General features: G+C 41.9%; 15 protein-coding genes, 1 other RNA gene and 1 pseudogene. 11 read left to right on the forward strand and 6 right to left on the reverse strand.

The features are described from left to right. Positions 1 to 392: 392 nt before the first annotated feature. Positions 393 to 674: a transfer-messenger RNA gene (gene ssrA, locus WS42_RS15535) on the forward strand. A 126-nt stretch (positions 675 to 800) separates the two neighbouring features. On the opposite strand, the gene WS42_RS11060 is transcribed toward ssrA, so the two are convergent. The 4 genes from WS42_RS11060 to WS42_RS11075 all read right to left on the reverse strand — a co-directional run bounded on the left by WS42_RS11060 (position 801) and on the right by WS42_RS11075 (position 4,831). Next, positions 801 to 2,375, reverse strand: coding sequence for a lytic transglycosylase domain-containing protein (locus tag WS42_RS11060; protein ID WP_022160544.1), 1,575 nt, complete (start codon positions 2,373 to 2,375; stop codon positions 801 to 803). Between the two features lie 6 nt (positions 2,376 to 2,381). Further along, complete coding sequence (locus tag WS42_RS11065) at positions 2,382 to 3,056, reverse strand: DUF5683 domain-containing protein (RefSeq protein WP_013610417.1); 675 nt, start codon at positions 3,054 to 3,056, stop codon at positions 2,382 to 2,384. After that, positions 3,053 to 3,955, reverse strand: coding sequence for a ParB/RepB/Spo0J family partition protein (locus tag WS42_RS11070; protein WP_046451097.1), 903 nt, complete (start codon positions 3,953 to 3,955; stop codon positions 3,053 to 3,055). The genes WS42_RS11065 and WS42_RS11070 overlap by 4 nt, the downstream gene beginning before the upstream one ends. Before the next feature lie 105 nt (positions 3,956 to 4,060). After that, a complete protein-coding gene (locus tag WS42_RS11075) occupies positions 4,061 to 4,831 on the reverse strand; it encodes a ParA family protein (RefSeq protein WP_013610415.1) in 771 nt (256 codons plus the stop codon). 255 nt (positions 4,832 to 5,086) lie between these two features. On the opposite strand from WS42_RS11075, the gene WS42_RS11080 reads away from it, so the two are divergent. From WS42_RS11080 to gap (WS42_RS11105), 6 genes are all read left to right on the forward strand, one after another. Beyond that, on the forward strand, positions 5,087 to 7,126 hold the full coding sequence (locus WS42_RS11080) for a vWA domain-containing protein (RefSeq protein ID WP_046451098.1): 2,040 nt from the start codon (positions 5,087 to 5,089) through the stop codon (positions 7,124 to 7,126). Further along, a complete protein-coding gene (locus tag WS42_RS11085; RefSeq protein ID WP_022160542.1) occupies positions 7,126 to 7,854 on the forward strand; it encodes a DNA alkylation repair protein in 729 nt (242 codons plus the stop codon). Before WS42_RS11080 ends, WS42_RS11085 begins: the two co-directional genes overlap by 1 nt. A 34-nt stretch (positions 7,855 to 7,888) precedes the next feature. Further along, positions 7,889 to 9,763, forward strand: a complete 1,875-nt coding sequence (locus WS42_RS11090; RefSeq protein WP_046451099.1) for an ABC-F family ATP-binding cassette domain-containing protein — start codon at positions 7,889 to 7,891, stop codon at positions 9,761 to 9,763. Between the two features lie 35 nt (positions 9,764 to 9,798). After that, a complete protein-coding gene (tilS, locus tag WS42_RS11095) occupies positions 9,799 to 11,124 on the forward strand; it encodes a tRNA lysidine(34) synthetase TilS (protein ID WP_046451100.1) in 1,326 nt (441 codons plus the stop codon). A 689-nt stretch (positions 11,125 to 11,813) separates the two neighbouring features. Next, positions 11,814 to 12,854, forward strand: coding sequence for a type I glyceraldehyde-3-phosphate dehydrogenase (gene gap, locus WS42_RS11100; RefSeq protein WP_046451101.1), 1,041 nt, complete (start codon positions 11,814 to 11,816; stop codon positions 12,852 to 12,854). A 302-nt stretch (positions 12,855 to 13,156) separates the two neighbouring features. Further along, positions 13,157 to 14,161 carry a type I glyceraldehyde-3-phosphate dehydrogenase gene (gene gap / locus WS42_RS11105; protein ID WP_013610408.1) on the forward strand — a complete coding sequence of 335 codons (1,005 nt, stop codon included), beginning with the start codon at positions 13,157 to 13,159 and terminating at the stop codon, positions 14,159 to 14,161. A gap of 209 nt (positions 14,162 to 14,370) precedes the next feature. Here gap (WS42_RS11105) and WS42_RS11110 read toward each other — a convergent pair whose 3' ends face one another. Further along, positions 14,371 to 14,973 carry a LysO family transporter gene (locus tag WS42_RS11110; RefSeq protein ID WP_046451102.1) on the reverse strand — a complete coding sequence of 201 codons (603 nt, stop codon included), beginning with the start codon at positions 14,971 to 14,973 and terminating at the stop codon, positions 14,371 to 14,373. A gap of 33 nt (positions 14,974 to 15,006) precedes the next feature. Further along, entirely contained in the window at positions 15,007 to 15,291 is a 285-nt protein-coding gene (locus tag WS42_RS11115) for a LysO family transporter (RefSeq protein ID WP_022160537.1), read from the reverse strand. A gap of 769 nt (positions 15,292 to 16,060) precedes the next feature. On the opposite strand from WS42_RS11115, the gene WS42_RS11125 reads away from it, so the two are divergent. The 4 genes and pseudogenes from WS42_RS11125 to WS42_RS11140 form a co-directional block, all read left to right on the forward strand. Then, the gene (locus WS42_RS11125) at positions 16,061 to 16,573 is read left to right on the forward strand and encodes an NUDIX hydrolase (protein WP_046451105.1); all 513 of its coding nucleotides are present in this window, start codon (positions 16,061 to 16,063) and stop codon (positions 16,571 to 16,573) included. 128 nt (positions 16,574 to 16,701) lie between these two features. After that, a complete protein-coding gene (locus WS42_RS11130) occupies positions 16,702 to 17,958 on the forward strand; it encodes a putative DNA modification/repair radical SAM protein (protein WP_046451103.1) in 1,257 nt (418 codons plus the stop codon). A gap of 13 nt (positions 17,959 to 17,971) precedes the next feature. Next, positions 17,972 to 18,733 (forward strand): TIGR03915 family putative DNA repair protein, encoded by a 762-nt coding sequence (locus tag WS42_RS11135; protein WP_046405114.1) that lies wholly within the window; start codon positions 17,972 to 17,974, stop codon positions 18,731 to 18,733. A 543-nt stretch (positions 18,734 to 19,276) separates the two neighbouring features. Then, a pseudogene (locus WS42_RS11140) lies at positions 19,277 to 19,863 on the forward strand (hypothetical protein); the annotation flags it as partial.

A 19,863-nucleotide genomic window follows, 5' to 3' on the forward strand; every position in this document is an offset into this window, starting at 1 on the left:
GTCATAACTCAATCTGTTTTCTGTTACAAATTTATTCTTTTTATACGTAACTGTCAGATTAAGTCTTGACTATTACAGAACATTGTGAATTTGAAGTATTCTAACACAACGATTAACCGTCTGGATTGGAATGATATGTTCAGTCTGGTATGAAATTTCAGTTATATATACCTTTTACCAAATTTTCCACCAACTCAAAGTATATGAGTATAAGAGTATATAAAGTCAGTATTTTATTACTCCATTACGATAGACAAGAAGTATAAACTTTAAATGTAATTGCCTATGAAGAATAACCATTAAAGAATAAAAAACAAAGAGAGTTCAATAATATATTATAAAATTTGGTGCACTTTTAGGTGTCCTGTTATAAAGAAAATTGGTGCACTTTTGAAGGTGCACCAAAATATAGAAACATTTCATTTTACTTATTGTTAATCGGAGACGAGACATCCCGCCAGTGGTTCCCACCTTATTCCGGTCGGCATACGGGGTGCAGTCAATTTAAGGTTAGTCTTAGCCCACCTTTGGCGAAAGGCGAAAATTTAAGAGGATAAGCGATGGCTTGGGTGTCACTTTCCGGACCATCGTCGAAAACCAATAAGTGACTAAGCATGTAGAAAGCATATGGATTCCGTGTTTGGACCAGGGTTCGATTCCCTGCTGCTCCACGACAAATGCTGATTATCAGCATTTTACAAAAATACACCCAATTTTACACCCAAATTTGTAAAATTGGGTGTTTTTTAATTAATACCTAATTTGAAAGTTGTATATTATTCTTAATGAAAAAAATTAAACTAAATCTTTATCTTTAACTTTTGTCCCGGACGAATGTCTTTGACCTGATTTTCAGAGATTCCGTTCCAGCGCATAATATCCTTATTCGATACTCCCGGATATTTCTTGGCGATAGACCAAAGGTTTTCTCCTTTCCGGACGGTATACAATACAAACTCACCATCGATCGTTTCGACTTTCGGGGCTGAGGCTACGTTATCTTCCTTACCGGTATAAGCAGCCTTATTCTTGTATTGATTGGCTTTTTTCTCAGGTACATACACCACCAATTTTTGCCCCGGCCGGATCGTCATCCGTTTATTGAGGTTGTTCCAGTATTTCAGGTCGGCCAAGCGGACATTGAATTTCATAGCAATAGCTCCGGGTACATCACCACTTTTCACAGTATATACCAAACGGGCCCGTCCGTCCTGTCCCAAAGCCTGTGCATGCACTTTAATCCGGTTTTTAGGATCGGCGGTCCGATCGCTATCGTTGAAATATTTACTGCGGTTACAAGCAAAAATAGAATCCTGATTATCGATAAAACTACCGATATGGTTATAAGGCATCTTCAAAGCGTACGATTTTCCAAAACCGGCAGGAATAACGTCGGCCCGGTACTGAGGGTTCAAATCACGCAATTCTTCAACAGAAAAATCCAGCTTGGCCGCAATTTGCTCGAAATGCAAAGCATCGTTCACCATAATACTGTCACACATCGGCGGCAAGGTTGATTCTATCGGGAAAATACCATGTTCTTTATAATAAGCGAATACATAATTCGCAGCGATAAAAGCGGGCACATATCCCCGGGTCTCTCTAGGCAGATGATAGTATATATCCCAATAATTCTTTTTTCCTCCGGAACGACGAATCGCTTTATTGACATTCCCCGGCCCACAGTTATAAGCAGCTATCACCAGAATCCAGTCTTCATAAATAGCATACAGATCGTTCAGATAGCGAACTGCCGCCTGAGTTGCTTTTACCGGATCACGGCGTTCGTCGACATAGGAATTGATTTCAAGCTTATACATTTTCCCTGTGCCGTACATGAATTGCCATAATCCACAGGCCCCCGCCCTGGATAAAGCTTTCGGATTTAAAGCACTCTCAATTACAGGCAAATATTTCAGTTCCAAAGGCATACACTCTGCATCCAACGCTTCTTCGAAAATGGGGAAATAATATTCACTCCGTCCTAACATATTGGCTACCTGCAACCGTTTTTTCACCGTATACAGTTCGATGTACGTACGGACAATATCGTTGAACGACAATGGAACGGCAGATTGTAAAGAATCCAAACGCAACAGATAAACCGAATCGTTACAGGGAACAATATTTTTACAACTCTCTGCTATACAAAGCGAATCGACATAATAAGTACTATCCCGTTTCCCTGTATACCAGCTCGTATAATAATAATCCAATTTCTCCAGAAAAGATTCCGGAATAGAATCCGTTATAATCTGATTTTCAATTACAGTATCTTGCTCTACCGAAGCAACACTATCTTTAGACACCACATTCACCCCGCATACAGCATGATATAGCAGACAGGATACAGCAAAAAACAAAAAACGTATCATCTCGCGTTAAAAATTAAAAGTTAAAGTCAAACCGATACTTCCTCCGCTAACAGGACTATAGGAAGAAGTAGGTTGTAAATTAAAACTCAGATTATCATCTATCTCAAAATCATAAAAATGCGCATACACCGTGGCATCGATAATATTAATGGCATAAATAGCGGCCATCACAATATAGCACAAATCCCGGTTCCGCTTAAAAGAAGTTTTCCGGTTACTCAACGTATTTTTAAACCAGGTTTGTCCCTGGGATGTTTGCAAATAAGGATCGGTCTCCACATCGAAAGCTTTGGGAATTTTATCCCACGCGGGATTTTGCGGATAAGGCGTATCCGGATCTTTGGCTTTCGCATCCAGATACTGCACCCATTCGACATAAGCATCCCGATACTCCTTGAAACGCTTCTGGTTCCAGGCAATACCATAAATATCGGCAGCCATACCCCCGTACAGGATAGGCACTTTCCACCATTGTCCGTTGTATATCTGTCCCGATCCGGGAAGAAGCATAGCCATAATCGTGGCTTTATGAGGAGAATGAGGTTTCCGGACGATCTTCTCAAAAGCTTTAAGCGTATCGTCGGCAGTTACTAGCTGAGTCACCGAATCTTGCGATAAACTCAATGCTTTCACACTAAGTCCTGCCAGAATGGCTACTATCAAACAAACAATTTTTCTCATTCAATCTTATCCAACAACTCGATGATCTTTTCCAGTTCTGCATCAGACTTAAAGCCTATAATAATTTTTCCTTTCCCGCTTTCATTGCGTTTCAGTTCCACCTTGGTATCGAAACGCCGTGACAGATGTTTTTGCAACTCGATATAATCTCCGATCTCGTTACTCTTCTTCGGTTTATCTTCAACGACCGAAGCCTCTGCAGGTTCTTCCACCTGAGGATGTACCAATTCCCGGACGATCTCTTCCACTTTCCGCACCGAGAAATCATACTCCAGAATCTGTTCGAAGATCATCAGCTGGGTATCCGGGTCCTCTACTCCCAATATCGCCCGTGCATGTCCCATGGAAATTTTTTTATCCCGGACAGCCAATTGAATCTGAGCAGGCAATTTCAATAAACGAAGATAATTGGCAATAGTAGCTCTTTTTTTCCCTACTCTCTCACTCAAGCCATCCTGAGTGAGATTGCATTCATCTATCAAACGCTGGTAACTGATGGCAACCTCGATCGCATTCAGATCTTCACGCTGAATATTCTCGATCAAAGCTAATTCCAGCAGACTATCGTCTTCTGTTTTACGAATATAAGCCGGAATAGTCGACAAGCCGGCTAATTTGGAAGCCCGGAATCTTCTTTCTCCGGCAATAATCTCATATTTCCCTTCTTCGACAGCCCTTACGGTAATGGGTTGTACAATTCCTATCGCTTTAATAGAGGCAGCCAACTCACTCAGAGCCTCCTCGTCAAACTCCGTTCTCGGCTGAAAAGGATTGGGACGGATATCGGCAAGATTCAACTCTTGTATGGCCGATACGACAATCTCTCTGGTCACCGGTTCTTCAGCCGCATCAGCAATCAGGGCTCCCAGCCCCCGTCCTAATACATTTTTTTTTGCCATAACTCTATTTCATTTTGATTATAAATTTACGATTCGATATAAAAAAGGGATACGATCGTAAATCGAAAATCTTCCTTCTGTATTTATTTTAATGTAGATCTACTTTTATTCCAAATTTCTTTTAATCAACTCTTGTGCCAACAACATATAGTCTTCAGATCCACGGCTATTTGCATCGTAGAGGATAGCAGGCTGTCCGAATCCGGGAGCTTCTGCCAGTTTCGTATTCCGGTTGATCAATGTCTTGAACACCATATCCTGAAAATTCTTTCTCACCTCTTCAACCACCTGATTCGACAACCTCAACCGGGCATCGTACATCGTCAACACAAATCCCTCGATCTCCAGATCGGTATTCAACCGTTTCTGAATCAGTTTTATCGTACTCAACAATTTTCCAAGTCCTTCCAAAGCAAAATACTCACATTGCACCGGAATAATCACAGAGTCGGCAGCTGTCAGTGAATTTACGGTAATCAGTCCCAAAGAAGGTGAACAGTCGATCAGAATATAATCGTATTTATCCCTCACCGGTGCAAGCACTTTCTTCATGATATTTTCACGGTCCTCCAGATTCATCATATCTACTTCAGCTCCGACCAGGTTAATGTTAGAAGGTAATAAAGCTAAACGGTCGATCTCAGTCTTCAATGTTGCCTTTTCTGCTTCCAGTCCGTCGACCAGACATTCATAGATGGTCGAATCTCCTAATTTTTGCACGTCATATCCCAATCCAGACGAAGCATTTCCCTGTGGATCTGCATCTACCAACAAAATTTTTTGCTCCAAAACTGCCAGACTGGCAGCAAGATTCACTGAAGTTGTTGTTTTTCCGACACCACCTTTTTGATTTGCAATAGCAATGATCTTAGACATAAATTCCCATTTTATGATATTTGTCGTAAAAGTACAATTAAAAAAATTATCTCTTTGATTTTTGAATACCTTTTTAATAACAAAAACGGCTTTTTTACTAACAATTCATTTTTTCAAACTGACAGTCAGAGATATACAAACCGCCTCACTCTCCGGGATAAACTTATCCCGAAAAACAGAAATTATTACTACTTTTACTCCCGCAAATAGTCGGTACCCTCAATCAGGTATATTTAATCGATAAATCGAGTATTTATGTTATCAGTCATTCAATTTCTACATCCGGTATTTCTATACGGATTACTGTTATTGGTTATACCTGTTCTATTACATTTGTTCAGTTTAAAGCGATATAAAAAAGTCTATTTCAGCAACTTCAACTTTCTGGAAGCTTTACAAAAGCAAAAGAAAAACAGTTCACGTTTAAAAAATTTAGTGTTGTTGTTTCTGCGTCTATTAGCTTTAAGCTGTATCGTCATCGCTTTTGCTACCCCCTATCTCAACCCGGAAGGAAAAGCTTTGCCCGCAACGACCACTCCCCGGATTTTTATCTACGCCGACAATTCTTTCTCGATGACCAATACAGGTTCGCAAGGAAGTCTTTTCGAAGAAGCGAAAAAATATCTTTTCGACATCGTCGATACCTATCCCGCCGGTAGCCGTTTCAGCTTGTTCACCAATGATAAAGTTCTTCCGGTCACAGTGGATAAAGAAAAAATGCTCCAGGCTATCGGGAATCTTAAAATCAGCCCGGCCACTAAACCACTTTCTCAAGTCTATAAAGAAGTAAAAGAATCGGGAGAAAACCAGCCGGGTACGCTATTCCTGATTTCTGATTTCCAGAAAAAGAACTGTGATTTCCAACACATCACCACCGACTCAACCCTGGAATCCGTCTTTCTGATGATGAAACCTGAAAACCGAAGTAATCTCTATATCAAAGAAGTGAACTTCGGGCAAGCCTTCCATAAACAAAATCAATCCGAAACAGTATATATCACCCTGGTCAACACTTCAGACAGGGATTTTCACCATATTCCGCTCACCTTGACGATCAACGGAAAAAAGCGCAGCATCATCCAAACCGATCTCGAAGCCCATAGCGAAAAGAAGGTTGAAATCAGTTATCTGAACACAGCAGAAGACTTTTATAAGGGAACGGTAGAAATCTCCGATTTTCCGGTCCTTTTCGACAATACATTTTATTTTGCCTATCCGGTCAGTGAAAATACCGAAATTCTGTATTTATGGCAACAGGAGGAAAATCCCTATTTTGGAAAACTATTTTCGGATTCCAGCCATTTTAGTTTTATCTCCATTCCTGTCAACCAGGCAGTCCGGCAAAACCTTCCCCGCTACAGCCTGATTATCCTGGACGGTCTGACCGACAGCTCTACGGGTCTGGAAAGCATGTGGGAAGACTATCTGATGAACGGAGGCAATCTATTGGTTCTTCCGGCCTCTTCCTCTCCCGAAGTTCAGAATAAATTCTTACAAAAAATACAAGCTCCCCGCTACGACAAACGGGATACCAATACCGTAATCGCTCATATCGAAACCCAGGCAGCCTTATTCCGGGATGCATTCGAACAACCGGATATTAAAACAATACTCCCTCAAATCCGTCAGTATTACCGGCTTATTTTACCCGCCCATACCGAAATCTTATTATCGGATAAACACTCGGCACCTCTATTGGTATCCCGGCATTACGGCAAAGGAAATCTTTACCTTTCTGCTTTCAACTTTCTGCCCACCGACAGTGATCTGGTATTTCATCCTTTGTTCGTACCACTTTTGGTCAACATGGCTTTTCAGGTCAATACCAGTCTTCATACCTCCTACTTTCTGAATACCACCGCTCCCGTACTTCTGAATACCCGAACGATCCAGACCAACCAACCCCTGCAAATCCGGAACGAAAACCACACCTTTGAATTTATCCCTGAGGTGCGGAAAAATTTCAGTGGCGACCTGCAACTCACCAACGCAACGACCATACAAGAAGCAGGATTATTCGAAGTATACCAGGAAGACCGTCTGGTCGATGTACTGGCCTGGAACTACGACCGTACCGAATCACAAATGGAATTTTGTAAGGAACAGGAACTAAGCCAATATTTTCCCCGAAGCAAGGTGCCAGATATTAAAACAACCTGCTTCGATCACAATAGCGAATTAGTAAAAGAGATTGTTTTACAAGATAATAACAAATACCTCACCGGCTGGTTTATCCTGATCGCTGTATCGGCTTTATTGCTGGAGCAGCTGGTGTGGCGAAAAAAACTGAACTGATGAAGCCCGAAACCCATGCCACTCCGACGGCACAAGACATCATAGCCGAATTAAATGCCCTCGGTAATCCGGATAAAGCCGCACACCTTTCCCGTTTTTTCAAAACCGGGAAAGGTCAATACGGAGAAGGAGATCTTTTCCTAGGAATCACCGTTCCCGAACAAAGAAGCATAGCACTGAAATACCGTAAAGCAACACCTCCGGTCTTAGCCGAGTTGATCTCTTCTCCCTACCATGAAATCCGGCTAACCGGCTTGCTTATCCTGGTAGACCAATTTACTAAAAACAAAGACGAAGCTTTCCGGCAAACCTGCGTCGATTTCTACCTTTCACAAACCCGAAACATCAATAATTGGGATTTGGTAGACCTCACCTGCTACAAGCTTTTGGGAGTATGGTTGACAGATAAAGACCGCGGGATATTGTATGTTTTAGCCCACTCGTCCAATATGTGGGAACAGCGGATAGCTATAGTCAGCTGTATGCATTTTGTCCGGCAAGGAGATTTCCGGGACTGTCTGGCTATTTCGGACCTGCTTCTGAACCACTCCCACGATCTGATCCACAAAGCCGTCGGCTGGTTGCTCCGTGAAACCGGCAAAAAAGACCGTCAGGTATTGAAAGACTTTTTATCTTCCCGTTCCAGCCGGATGCCCCGCACCATGCTCCGCTATGCCATCGAGCACTTTCCGGAAGAAGAACGGAAAAAATACCTGAGTAGTCATTAATTTCTTATCTTTGTCCCGCATTACACATAAAATTATGATCAGTTATTTACAAGTAGATAATCTCAGCAAACGGTTCGGCGAGCAACTGTTATTCGAAAATATATCTTTCGGGATCGGTAAAGGACAAAAAGTAGCCTTGATCGCCAAAAACGGAATGGGTAAATCCACGCTTTTGCGGATTATTGCCGGAAAAGATACCTCGGAGAGCGGGACGGTAATTTTCAGAAACGATATCACAGTGGGTATCCTGGACCAGGATCCGGCTTTAGATCCCGAAAATTCTGTATTCGAAGAAGTATTCCACTCGGATTCTCCTGTGTTAAAGCTGATTAAAGCTTATGAAGAAGCAGTTGCGCACAACCATACCGAAGCTTTAGAAAAACTGATTCCCGAAATGGATATCCATTCGGCCTGGGATTACGACACAACGATCAAGCAAATCCTCTCGGAACTGAAAATCGATACTTATGACAAAAAAATCGGTCAGCTTTCGGGAGGACAGAAAAAAAGAGTCGGCCTGGCCAAAGTATTGATCAGTAATCCGGATTTCTTAATCCTGGACGAACCGACCAACCACCTGGACATCGAAATGACCGAATGGCTCGAGGAATACCTGGGTAAATCGAATGCCACCCTGTTGATGGTCACTCACGACCGGTATTTTCTGGACCGGGTATGCAATCAGATTATCGAAATCGACGAATTCGGTCTGTTTTCTTATTCGGGTAACTATGCTTACTACCTGGAAAAAAGAGAGGAACGGATCGAAAACCGCAATGCCGCCATCGACAAGGCCCGTAACCTGTTACGTACCGAACAGGAATGGATGCGCCGGATGCCTCAGGCCCGTAGTCATAAAGCACAATACCGGATAGACAACTTTTACAAACTCAAAGAAACAGCCTCTCAGAATACGACAGAGAAAAAATTGGAACTGGACATCCAGGGTAAACGACTGGGTAAAAAAATCCTGGAACTCGACCATGTATCTAAAAGCTTCGACGGGCATTGTATACTCCGCGATTTCTCTTATAAATTCGTCAGGGGAGAAAAAATCGGTATTGTCGGGAAAAACGGAGTGGGCAAATCTACGTTCCTGAATATTATTACCCAAAATCTGCAACCGGACAGCGGATCGATTTCGATCGGTGAAACCGTGGTTTACGGCTACTACAAACAATCCGGTATCGCTTTCAATGAAACGGACCGGGTGATCGATATCGTAAAAAACATTGCCGAACGCATCGATCTGGGCAACGGGCGAATTATGTCCGCTTCTCAATTCCTGGAATATTTCATGTTCACCGACAAACAGCAATATTCCCTGGTCGAAAAGTTGAGCGGAGGGGAAAGAAGACGATTGTATTTGCTTACCGTATTGATGGGCAATCCGAATTTCCTGATCCTGGACGAGCCAACCAATGATCTGGATATCATCACGTTGAATATACTGGAAGAGTATCTGAAAGGCTTCAAAGGTTGTCTGTTGATCGTATCCCACGACCGTTTTTTCACCGATAAAGTGGTCGACCGGATTTTTGCTTTCGAAGGGAACGGAATCGTTAAAGATTTCCCCGGTAATTATACCATTTATAAGAATAAAAAAGAAGAAGAAAAAGAACAACTGGAGAAAATTGAAAAAGAAAAGAAAAAAACAGAGCAGCCCCAATCCACTCCGAATAATTCTGTAGAGAAAAAACGCAAACTGAGCTTTAAAGAACGCCAGGAAATGCAACAGCTCGAAACAGAGATGGAACAATTGAACACAGAGAAAACAATCATCGAAACCGCATTAAATTCCGGAAGCCTGTCCCCCGAAGAACTAGTAGCGCAATCCAACCGTATTGCTGAAATAATCGCTATCTTAGACGAAAAAGAAATGAGATGGTTAGAGCTCAGTGAAATCTGATCATCCGGCTTATAGCTTTTTACCTTATTCATATTATGATCCAGGAAACGATTAAAGATTTTCTTCAACAACATCACATCTCCCGGGATGCAGGATTTATATTGGCCGTCAGCGGCGGAGCTGACTCCATATGCATGTTACATGCATTCAAATACCTGAATCTGAAGATGTTGGTTTTGCATTGCAATTTTTCGTTAAGGGGTAAAGAATCGGACATGGACGAACAATTTGTCAAACGTTTCTGTGATAGTTACGGCATCGCTCACAGCGTCAAAAAATTCGATACCCTGAAGTATGCCCGCGAAAACGGACTTAGTGTAGAAATGGCAGCCCGCGAACTCCGTTACACCTGGTTTCGGGAAATGAAAGAAAAGAAAAAGATGGATTACATTGTCGTCGCCCATCATGCCGACGATGTTGCCGAAACCGTTTTGATCAATCTCTGCCGGGGAACAGGTATAAAAGGGCTAACCGGTATAAAATCCATCAACGGAGACATCCTTCGTCCTCTGCTCCCATGTTCGCGGACAGATATACTGAAATACATAGAAGACCACCAATTGGGGTTTCGGACCGATTCCACCAATAATTCACTGGATTATGTGCGTAATAAAATACGCCACCAGATCATCCCGGTCCTCAAAGAAATCAATCCTTCGTTTCTGGATACCATGACCGAAAATTGCGAAACCCTGAAAGAAACAGAAGAAATCTTTCAATACGGCATTCATCGGTTTCAGGAAGAAATTCTGGATTGCGAGGAAGACGAATTATTGATTCATATTTCCAAAACGCTGGCCACACCCGCCCCTTATACTTTTTTATATGAAACCTTGAAACCTTTCGGTTTTAACAAAGTCCAGATCCGTGACATTCTGAATACGCATACAGCTATCCCCGGCAAACAATTCATCGCCGGCCATCATACCCTGGAAAGAGGCAGAATATTCTGGCGGCTTTACGACAACAGCAAATGCTGCCGGACAGTCGCTTCAATTCCAACAACAGGTATTTATACGATCGGAAAACTAAAAGTCGAATTTACGCTCTTCCCCCGTACAGAAGAGTTTGTGATTCCACAGCAACCCGATATCGCTTGTCTGGATGCCGACAAACTCCAATTTCCCCTGCTTATCCGTAATTGGCAAGCCGGAGACTATTTTTGTCCGATCGGGATGAAAAAAAGCAAGAAAAAACTCAGTGATTTTTTCAGAGATCAAAAATTCAGCAGCAAGCAAAAACAGGAATGTTTATTATTGCTTTCGGATGAAAAAATAGCCTGGATTATCGGAAATCGCCCGGACGACCGATTCAAAATCACCTCATTTACCAGTAACATACTACAAATCAGTATTTTATAACAAAATATAAAATTTGATCATAAAATAAAAAGAGGCTTCACAGCCTCTTTTTAAACACACTAACAATAAATTTACTACACTTATAAAGCAATATAATTTCTATATCTCGCGACAAAGATAGGTATTTAAAACGTTTGCACAAATTTTTTCAAAGAAAAAATCAAAAAAAACTTACATTTTTATTTTTTCTCCCTCCATTTTGTAATAATTCCTTGTCTACAAGCGAGATGTTCGAATAAGATTCAGCCGCTCTGAATAATCTTTCCTACTAATTTTTGGGATTCAAAATTTTATTATACATTTGCACACGTTAAAGTTTTTAGGTAATCCATCGAAACGACAGGTTTGTTTGTTCCATCAATTTTTAGGAACCTATTAAAACGAAGTGCATAAATAATAATTCTGAATCTTGGAAGCATGATTAGATAGCAACTTAAGATTATTATCATGAAAATGAAAAAAGTAATTATCGGTTTTATTTTCAGTTTATTTTTGCTGAGCCTTTTATCTTCATGCGCTATCGATCGTAAATGTCCGGCTTATAGTCGGCTGACAGATAGTGCTTTTTTTTATCCATCCTAACGCAAACGTTTGAGTAAATAAAAAACGGACTGTTTTACAGTCCGTAGAGCTCGTATTTTGATTTTTTTACACTAAATAAATAACCAATTTTAAACTAAAAGAAAAAAATGACAAAAATTAAAGTGGGTATCAATGGATTTGGCCGTATCGGCCGTTTGGTATTCCGCGCAGCAATGACCAGAAACGATATTGAAATCGTGGCAATCAACGATCCGAGCGAATTGGATTATTTGGTATATACACTGAAATACGACACCGTACACGGGCGTTTCAACGGAACGATCGAGATCAAAGACGGTGAATTGTATGTCAATGGACGCCACATTCTCGTAACTTCCAGCCGCGAACCGGAAGGTTTGAAGTGGGGAGAAGCCGGAGTAGATTATGTCGTCGAAGCAACAGGTCACTACCTTACCCGTGAAAAAGCGGAAGCTCACCTTCGTGCCGGTGCAAAACGTGTCGTTATGTCGGCACCCGCTAAAGACGATACACCTTTGTTCGTTATGGGGGTAAACCATCAAACTTACGACGGCAACGCAATCGTTTCCAGTGCTTCCTGTACAACCAATTGTCTGGCCCCATTGACCAAGGTCATCCATGAACATTTCGGTATCGTAGAAGGATTGATGACTACCGTACATGCTACGACAGCCAGTCAGCGTACGGTCGATGCTCACTCGAAAAAAGATTGGCGGTTAGGACGTGCCTCAGCCGGCAACATAATCCCTTCCACAACGGGAGCAGCAAAAGCTGTCGGCAAAATCATCCCTGAATTGAACGGCAAACTGACAGGTATGTCTTTCCGCATCCCGACATTGGATATATCTGTCGTAGATGTGACCTTCCGTTTAGCCCAAGAGACGACCTATGAGGAGATCAAAGCGGCAGTAAGAGAGGCCTCCGAAGGAGAACTGAAAGGAATTTTAGGTTATACAGAAGAAGAAGTCGTTTCTTCCGATTTCATAGGAGATGCCCGAACCTGTATATTCGATGCAAAAGCAGGGATCGCCCTTAATAATAAATTTGTAAAACTGATTGCCTGGTATGACAATGAGTGGGGATATTCCAATAAAATGTTAGACCTGATCGCACATATGGCCACTGTAAAAGAAATCAAAAAGGTGAAACATTTGACTTACTGCAATTAGTATTCCTTTCAAATCCTGATTAGCGCCACACTGATCGGCCCAGCTGAGATTCCTGTCCCCATTCATCGGTCAGAACCGAAAGTTCGCCAATCAGAGTTCACAACGAACTCGCTAATCAGGTATTCTGTCCCAACATTACACTTATTCGTAAATCCTTTCAGGATAATGCGTTTCCAATTGAAAATTGAAATCGTTTGAGTTGTTTTTTTCATTTTTTTTCGATATTTACTGAACCATATCAGGAATTTTTTCCGTACTTTTGAAAGGAAATGATAATTTTATAACACTTAAAAACAATAAAAATGGCAAAGATTAAAGTTGGTATCAACGGATTCGGTCGTATCGGCCGTTTGGTTTTCCGCGCAGCTATGACTCGTAACGATATCGAAATCGTAGGAATCAATGACCTGATCGATGTAGACTACATGGTATACATGCTGAAATATGACACGATGCATGGTCGTTTCAACGGAACTGCAGAAGCAAAAGACGGTAAATTGGTTGTCAATGGTCAGGCTATCCGTGTAACTGCTGAAAAAGATCCTGCAAACCTGAAATGGGATGAAGTAGGCGCTGAGTATGTGGTTGAATCAACCGGTCTTTTCCTGACAAAAGAAAAAGCTGAAGCTCACATCAAAGCTGGTGCAAAACGGGTAGTGATGTCTGCACCTTCCAAAGACGATACCCCGATGTTCGTTATGGGTGTCAACAACAAGAAATATGCCGGCGAAACGATCGTTTCAAACGCTTCTTGTACAACCAACTGTCTGGCTCCGCTGACCAAAGTAATCAACGATAAATTCGGTGTTATCGAAGGTTTGATGACCACAGTACACTCAACTACCGCTACTCAGAAAACTGTCGACGGTCCTTCCATGAAAGACTGGAGAGGTGGCCGTGCTGCTGCAGGTAATATTATCCCTTCTTCTACCGGTGCTGCTAAAGCTGTAGGTAAAGTTATTCCCGAACTGAACGGAAAATTGACCGGTATGTCATTCCGTGTTCCGACTCTGGACGTTTCTGTAGTAGACGTGACTTTCCGTTTAGCTAAAGAAGCTTCTTACGATGAAATCAAAGCTGCTATCAAAGAAGCTTCAGAAGGCGAAATGAAAGGTATCCTGGGATACACTGACGAAGATGTCGTTTCTTCTGATTTCTTAGGAGATGCCCGTACTTCTATCTTCGATGCAAAAGCAGGTATTGCTTTGAACAAGAGCTTTGTGAAACTCGTTTCCTGGTATGACAACGAATGGGGGTATTCAAACAAAGTATTGGAATTGATCGCTCATATGGCAACTGTGAAATAATCAGTTTTACTGAAACTAAAAAGCGTCTCGGAAAACGGGACGCTTTTTTATTTTCTCAAAGGAAGTAAAAAACGAAATACCCCTCCCTGGTCTTCCGATAAAAGCGGAGGCAATATTTTCAACTTGCTGAAACAGAAAAAAAGGTTTAAGATGAAGAGTTATTCTTCCATCTAAACCTTTTTCCACAATTGGGACGAATAAATAATAATCTAAAGTTTCGCAAAAAAAGTGACCAGAAAAGGCACACTGAAATCCACTACAAACCCATGGAATATCGCAATAATCACATACTCTTTACCTGAAAATCGGGTAATAACCGGCAAGGTAGTATCCATCGTAGTAGCACCACCGGAACAGATCGGAGCCAATTTTCCGAAGCAACGGACCAGAACAGCAGCTCCCAACAAAGTAATGATCTCACGTATAATATTAGTAGTCAAAGCGATTGTGCCCAATTCCGCCCCTCTATATTCTGTGATAAAAATACTCGACAAGGAATAATAACCGAAACCCGAACCGATAGCCAGACAATCCGTTAAACGGATATCGGTTAAAAGAAAGCTAACCCCTATACTTCCTGCCAACGTGCCGACAATCGTCGCCAAAGGCACCAGTACAATCCGTAGCTGCTGACCTTTCAACGCCGCCCAGGCTTTCCGGTCACTCCCTATACTTATACCCACCAGGAACATCAACCCGTATAAAACATACATACTAAAATCCTGCTGAAGCAATTCCTGAGGCAGAACGTCCCAGCGGGCCAGAATCACTCCAGCCACAAAAAAAGCAACAATAATCAAACTTCCTTTCATTTATTCTGAATCAAAATAACGACTTAGAAATACTCAGGAAACAGAGGACTCGTCTCTCCTCATGAAAAAAAAGCGATATACCACCCAAGCCAGGATCACACTTCCCGATACTCCTCCCAGGGCCAGGATCAAACCTTTCAAACCGATCGTATCCAGATTATTCATAATCTCTCCGTTCGTACCGACAGCAATACCTAATAAGAATAACAATAACCAAATGGCCAGCATAATCCATTTTTGTACCCACCGGAGCTGATAATTTTTCAATAAATACCCGGTGAATACGCCCAGCAACATAATTCCGACAATCTTCAACATAATCCTTTTCTTATAAAACTATCTTTTCATTCGGTTTATAAACTTTACAAACTTTTTCAAATACGTTTCGGGCTACAAAGTTAATACAGAAATTTTCAGTTCCAGCTGTATTCCGGTTTTGTCTCTCTCTTTTTTCCGCTATTTTGCAGGGCAGTGCTGTGGGGAGATAAAGTATATTGATTATTTTTGCCAGTCGTTTTATAGCTTTAAAATCATGAATCATTCTGTTCGAAGTCTTTTACCCTCTTTACTACTGATAGGGATCTATTTCATAGCCGATGAATTTTTCGGAACAGTTACCGGAGTATGGGTCGCCTTTCTTTTAGGAGGAGCCGAGTTTATCTATACCCGAATCCGGGAAAAAGTATATGACAAAATGATCCTCCTCACTACTTTGTTTTTTTGTATCCCGGGTCTGATTTCCATTTGGGCAAACGGTTCGGTACTTTCACAGCTACAACCGGCTATTATTGAAACGGCTTTATGTTTATTGCTAGGATTTTTCGCCTTCTCACATACCGACTTTACCCATACTCTACCTGCCGGTTACCGCAAAAATATCCACCTTTCGGGACCACAACTTCAAAGTATGCGAAAAATGTTGCGGATACTTTTTATCTTCGTCGCCCTACATACCCTACTTGCCTATACAGCCATTCTATTTTTGCCGGAGGACACGGCAAAATTCATCACTACCCCACTCTTATACATTATTTTAGGTACTTATTTTGTCGTACTTTTTATCTATAACCGTCTTTTATTGAGAAAAATGAAAAAAGAAGAATGGTTGCCTATCGTCGACGAGAAAGGAGAAGTTACCGGCCAGGCCCCCCGCAGCATTTGTCATTCGGGATCCCAACTACTCCATCCCGTCGTACATTTACACATTACCAACGATCGCCACGAACTATTCCTGCAAAAAAGAAGTATGAAAAAAGACCTTCTGCCCGGTATGTGGGATACCGCAGTAGGCGGACATATCGGCGTAAATGAGAAAGTCGAAGATGCACTTAAACGGGAGGCTTCCGAAGAATTGGGCATCACAGACTTCGAGGCCCGTTTTCTGGGTAACTACGTTTGGGAAAGTCCCCGCGAACGGGAACTGGTTTTTTCTTTTTTATGTACCCGTTACAACCACATCCACATCGATAACGATGAAGTGGACGAAGGGCGTTTTTGGACTCTGCAAGAATTGGCAGAGGGCATGGAGAAAAATAAGCTGACTCCCAACCTGGTCCACGAATACCGACTATTACTAAAACCCTTGTTTAACCGGTCATAAAATCGACCGTATTATTCTGCGCCCCGGTGGTCCCGATAGCACCGAAAACAGCCGAATAATTCCGTCAAGTCTATATTTAACTATTTTCGATTTGTTTTCTCACCAAGAAGTTCTTTCTTTGTGACACTATGGATGAATCTGTTTTGGATAAGTTAAAGATATTGGCAGAATCTGCCAAATACGATGTATCCTGTGCCTCCAGCGGTACGTCCCGGGGACATAAAGCCGGGGCGATAGGTAGTGCTGCAGGCTGGGGGATTTGTCACAGCTTTGCCGAAGACGGACGTTGTATTTCTTTGTTGAAGATCATGCTGACCAACTATTGCAGGTACGACTGTGCCTACTGCATCAATCGCAGGAGCAACGATATCCCGCGGGCAACACTCTCGGTAACCGAATTGGTCAATCTCACCATTGAATTTTACCGCAGGAATTACATCGAAGGCTTATTCCTGAGTTCAGGAGTCGTCCGCAACCCGGATTATACCATGGAACGCCTGGTACGAATCGTCAAGGATCTACGAACCATCCACCGTTTCAACGGATATATTCATTTAAAAGGAATTCCGGGGGCCAGTCCGGAACTTATCCACGAAGCCGGATTATATGCCGACCGGATGAGTGTCAACATCGAAATACCCAACGAAAAAAGCTTACAGACATTAGCTCCCGAAAAGGATTTCCAAAGCGTATTCACACCGATGCGTCACATCCAGCAAGGCGTATTGGAAAGTGCCGAAGAGCGGAAAAAATACCGGTCGGCTCCCCGTTTTGCCCCTGCGGGACAAAGTACCCAGATGATTATAGGAGCTACTCCGGATTCCGACAAAGATATCCTCCGGTTATCTTCTGCCCTTTATCAGCGACCGACCATGAAAAGGGTATACTATTCGGGATTTGTACCCGTCAATGCTTACGACAACCGTTTACCCCAATTGAAACAACCGCCGCTGGTACGGGAAAACCGACTGTATCAAGCCGATTGGTTATTGCGTTTTTATCAGTTCAAAGTGGATGAAATTGTCGACGACTCTTATCCTGACCTGGACCTTGAAATCGATCCGAAACTGGCCTGGGCACTACGCCATCCTGAAAAATTCCCCGTAGACATCAACCGGGCAGATTATGAGTTATTGCTCCGTATTCCCGGTTTAGGAGTAAAATCGGCGAAAATGATCATTGTCTCCCGTCGCTACGGTAAAATCAATGGTTCGCAATTGAAAAAAATGGGGGTCGTTTTGAAGAAAGCACAATATTTCATTACCTGTAATGAACTTCCCCTACAGACGGTTCAGGAACTCCGGCCCGAGCGGGTACGCCAGTTACTCATTCCACACAAAGGCAAACAGGAAGATCCCCGTCAGCTAAAGATTATCTTCGAATAAAACCGAAAAGCCGATGATTATCTACCAATATGATAAAAGCTTCGACGGACTACTCACCTGTATATTCGAGGCTTATGACCGAAAAATGTTTCCGGATATACTACAGGCCGAAGGAGTTCCCCTTCCTTTATTCCACGAAGAGGTAATTCGGATTATTACCGATGAACGCAAATCCTCCCGGGTATGGAAAGGTCTTGAAAAGAGACTCTCTCCGGCCGGCCTATCCGTTATCACCTCTTGCTGGTTGTCCGAACTTCCGGATACCGACCGCTTACTATTCCGTTATATCCGCAAAGCTATCGACGCTCTCCGCCCGATCGAAATCAACTTCGGAGATCCCGATGTACTCGAAGCCACTCAGATCGCTAAGAAAGTGGGGAACGAACGTCTACGGGTTGTCCAATTCACCCGTTTTCAAAAAACCATCGACGGAACTTATTTTGCCGCCCTCGAACCGATATACAATGTACTGCCTTTGGTTATCGGTCACTTTCAAAACCGATTCGCCGACCAATGCTGGTTGCTGTATGATATCAAACGGGAATACGGTTATTATTACAATCGGCAAAAAGTCGATGAAGTCCGTTTCGAAACCAAAGGAACCCATCTTTTGACCGGCAAACTGGATCAGCAACTGATGGCAGAAGATGAACAACTTTTTCAGCAACTCTGGCGAACCTACTTTAAAACCATCGCCATCAAAGAACGTATCAATCCGAAACTGCACCGCCAAAACCTCCCCGTCCGTTTCTGGAAATACCTCACAGAAAAATAATTCATTCTCCCCTTTTATTATTATGACCGGATAATTACCACTACTCAAATTTAATTTTCACTTATAGTAAATAATTTTTGTGCACCGATCCTGCAAAAAATATAAAATTATTTTGTATTCCCCAAAAAAAGTATTTACTTTGCACTATGAATTCTGAAGCAAACTGCAAAAAATGAAATAGTTGCAAATAAAGAAAACGAACGTTTAATTTGTGTAATCATATAACCATCCCGGGAAGGGGTGGTTTTTTTATTTGCATATAAGGTAATTTTTTGATTCTCAAACGCTAACACATAATTCATCATAATTTATTTTTTTATAAAAATCATCCAATAAAAAACGTTCGCTTTTGTTGGATATCTATAAACTTTTCAATATAGAAATCAGATCTGATTTACATGGGAATTTTCCTATTTTATGTCATTGATATGTTAATCTTATATTTATACAAACCAATAAAAAACTGATTGTACATAGCTAATAAAAAATTAAATAGACAAACAATTAACTTTTAGAAACTAATCACTTTTAAATTTATTTCAGATGAGACAAACAACAAAATTTTATGCAGTTTTATTGTGCGCAGCGTTGGGCTTCTCTACATCAATTCAGTCTTGTAAAGACTATGATGATGATATTGACAGCCTGAATGAACGAATCGATGCTGTAAACAAAAGCCTTGAGGATCTGAAAAAAGATTTCGGAGCTCTTGCTTTTGTCAAAGATGTGAAATGGGACGAATCAACCCGCACACTGACCATCACACCGGCAACCGGTAATCCTGTGACTTATACCATAGCTGATGCCGATACTAAGGATGGAAACACCCAATATACTTTGGAAACAAAAGCAGAGGGTAAAACTGTTACCATTACTTTAAAAAACGATAAAGGCGAAGTTATTTCTGCACCGACAATCACAATGCCTGACACGCCGGCTGAATTTGATGGAACAAAATTGACTATTGGAGAAAAGGGAGCTATTTTATATGATGGCGAACCGACTGGAGCAACTTTACCTCAAGTTACCATTCCGGGAATGACTATCACAGAAATCAAAGATGCTGCCGGTACAGTCATCGGTTACACCATCAAATATGGCGATAACGAACCGGTTAACTTAAAATTGAT

The sequence above is a fragment of the Odoribacter sp. N54.MGS-14 genome (assembly GCF_000980295.1).
Classification (GTDB): domain Bacteria; phylum Bacteroidota; class Bacteroidia; order Bacteroidales; family Marinifilaceae; genus Odoribacter; species Odoribacter splanchnicus.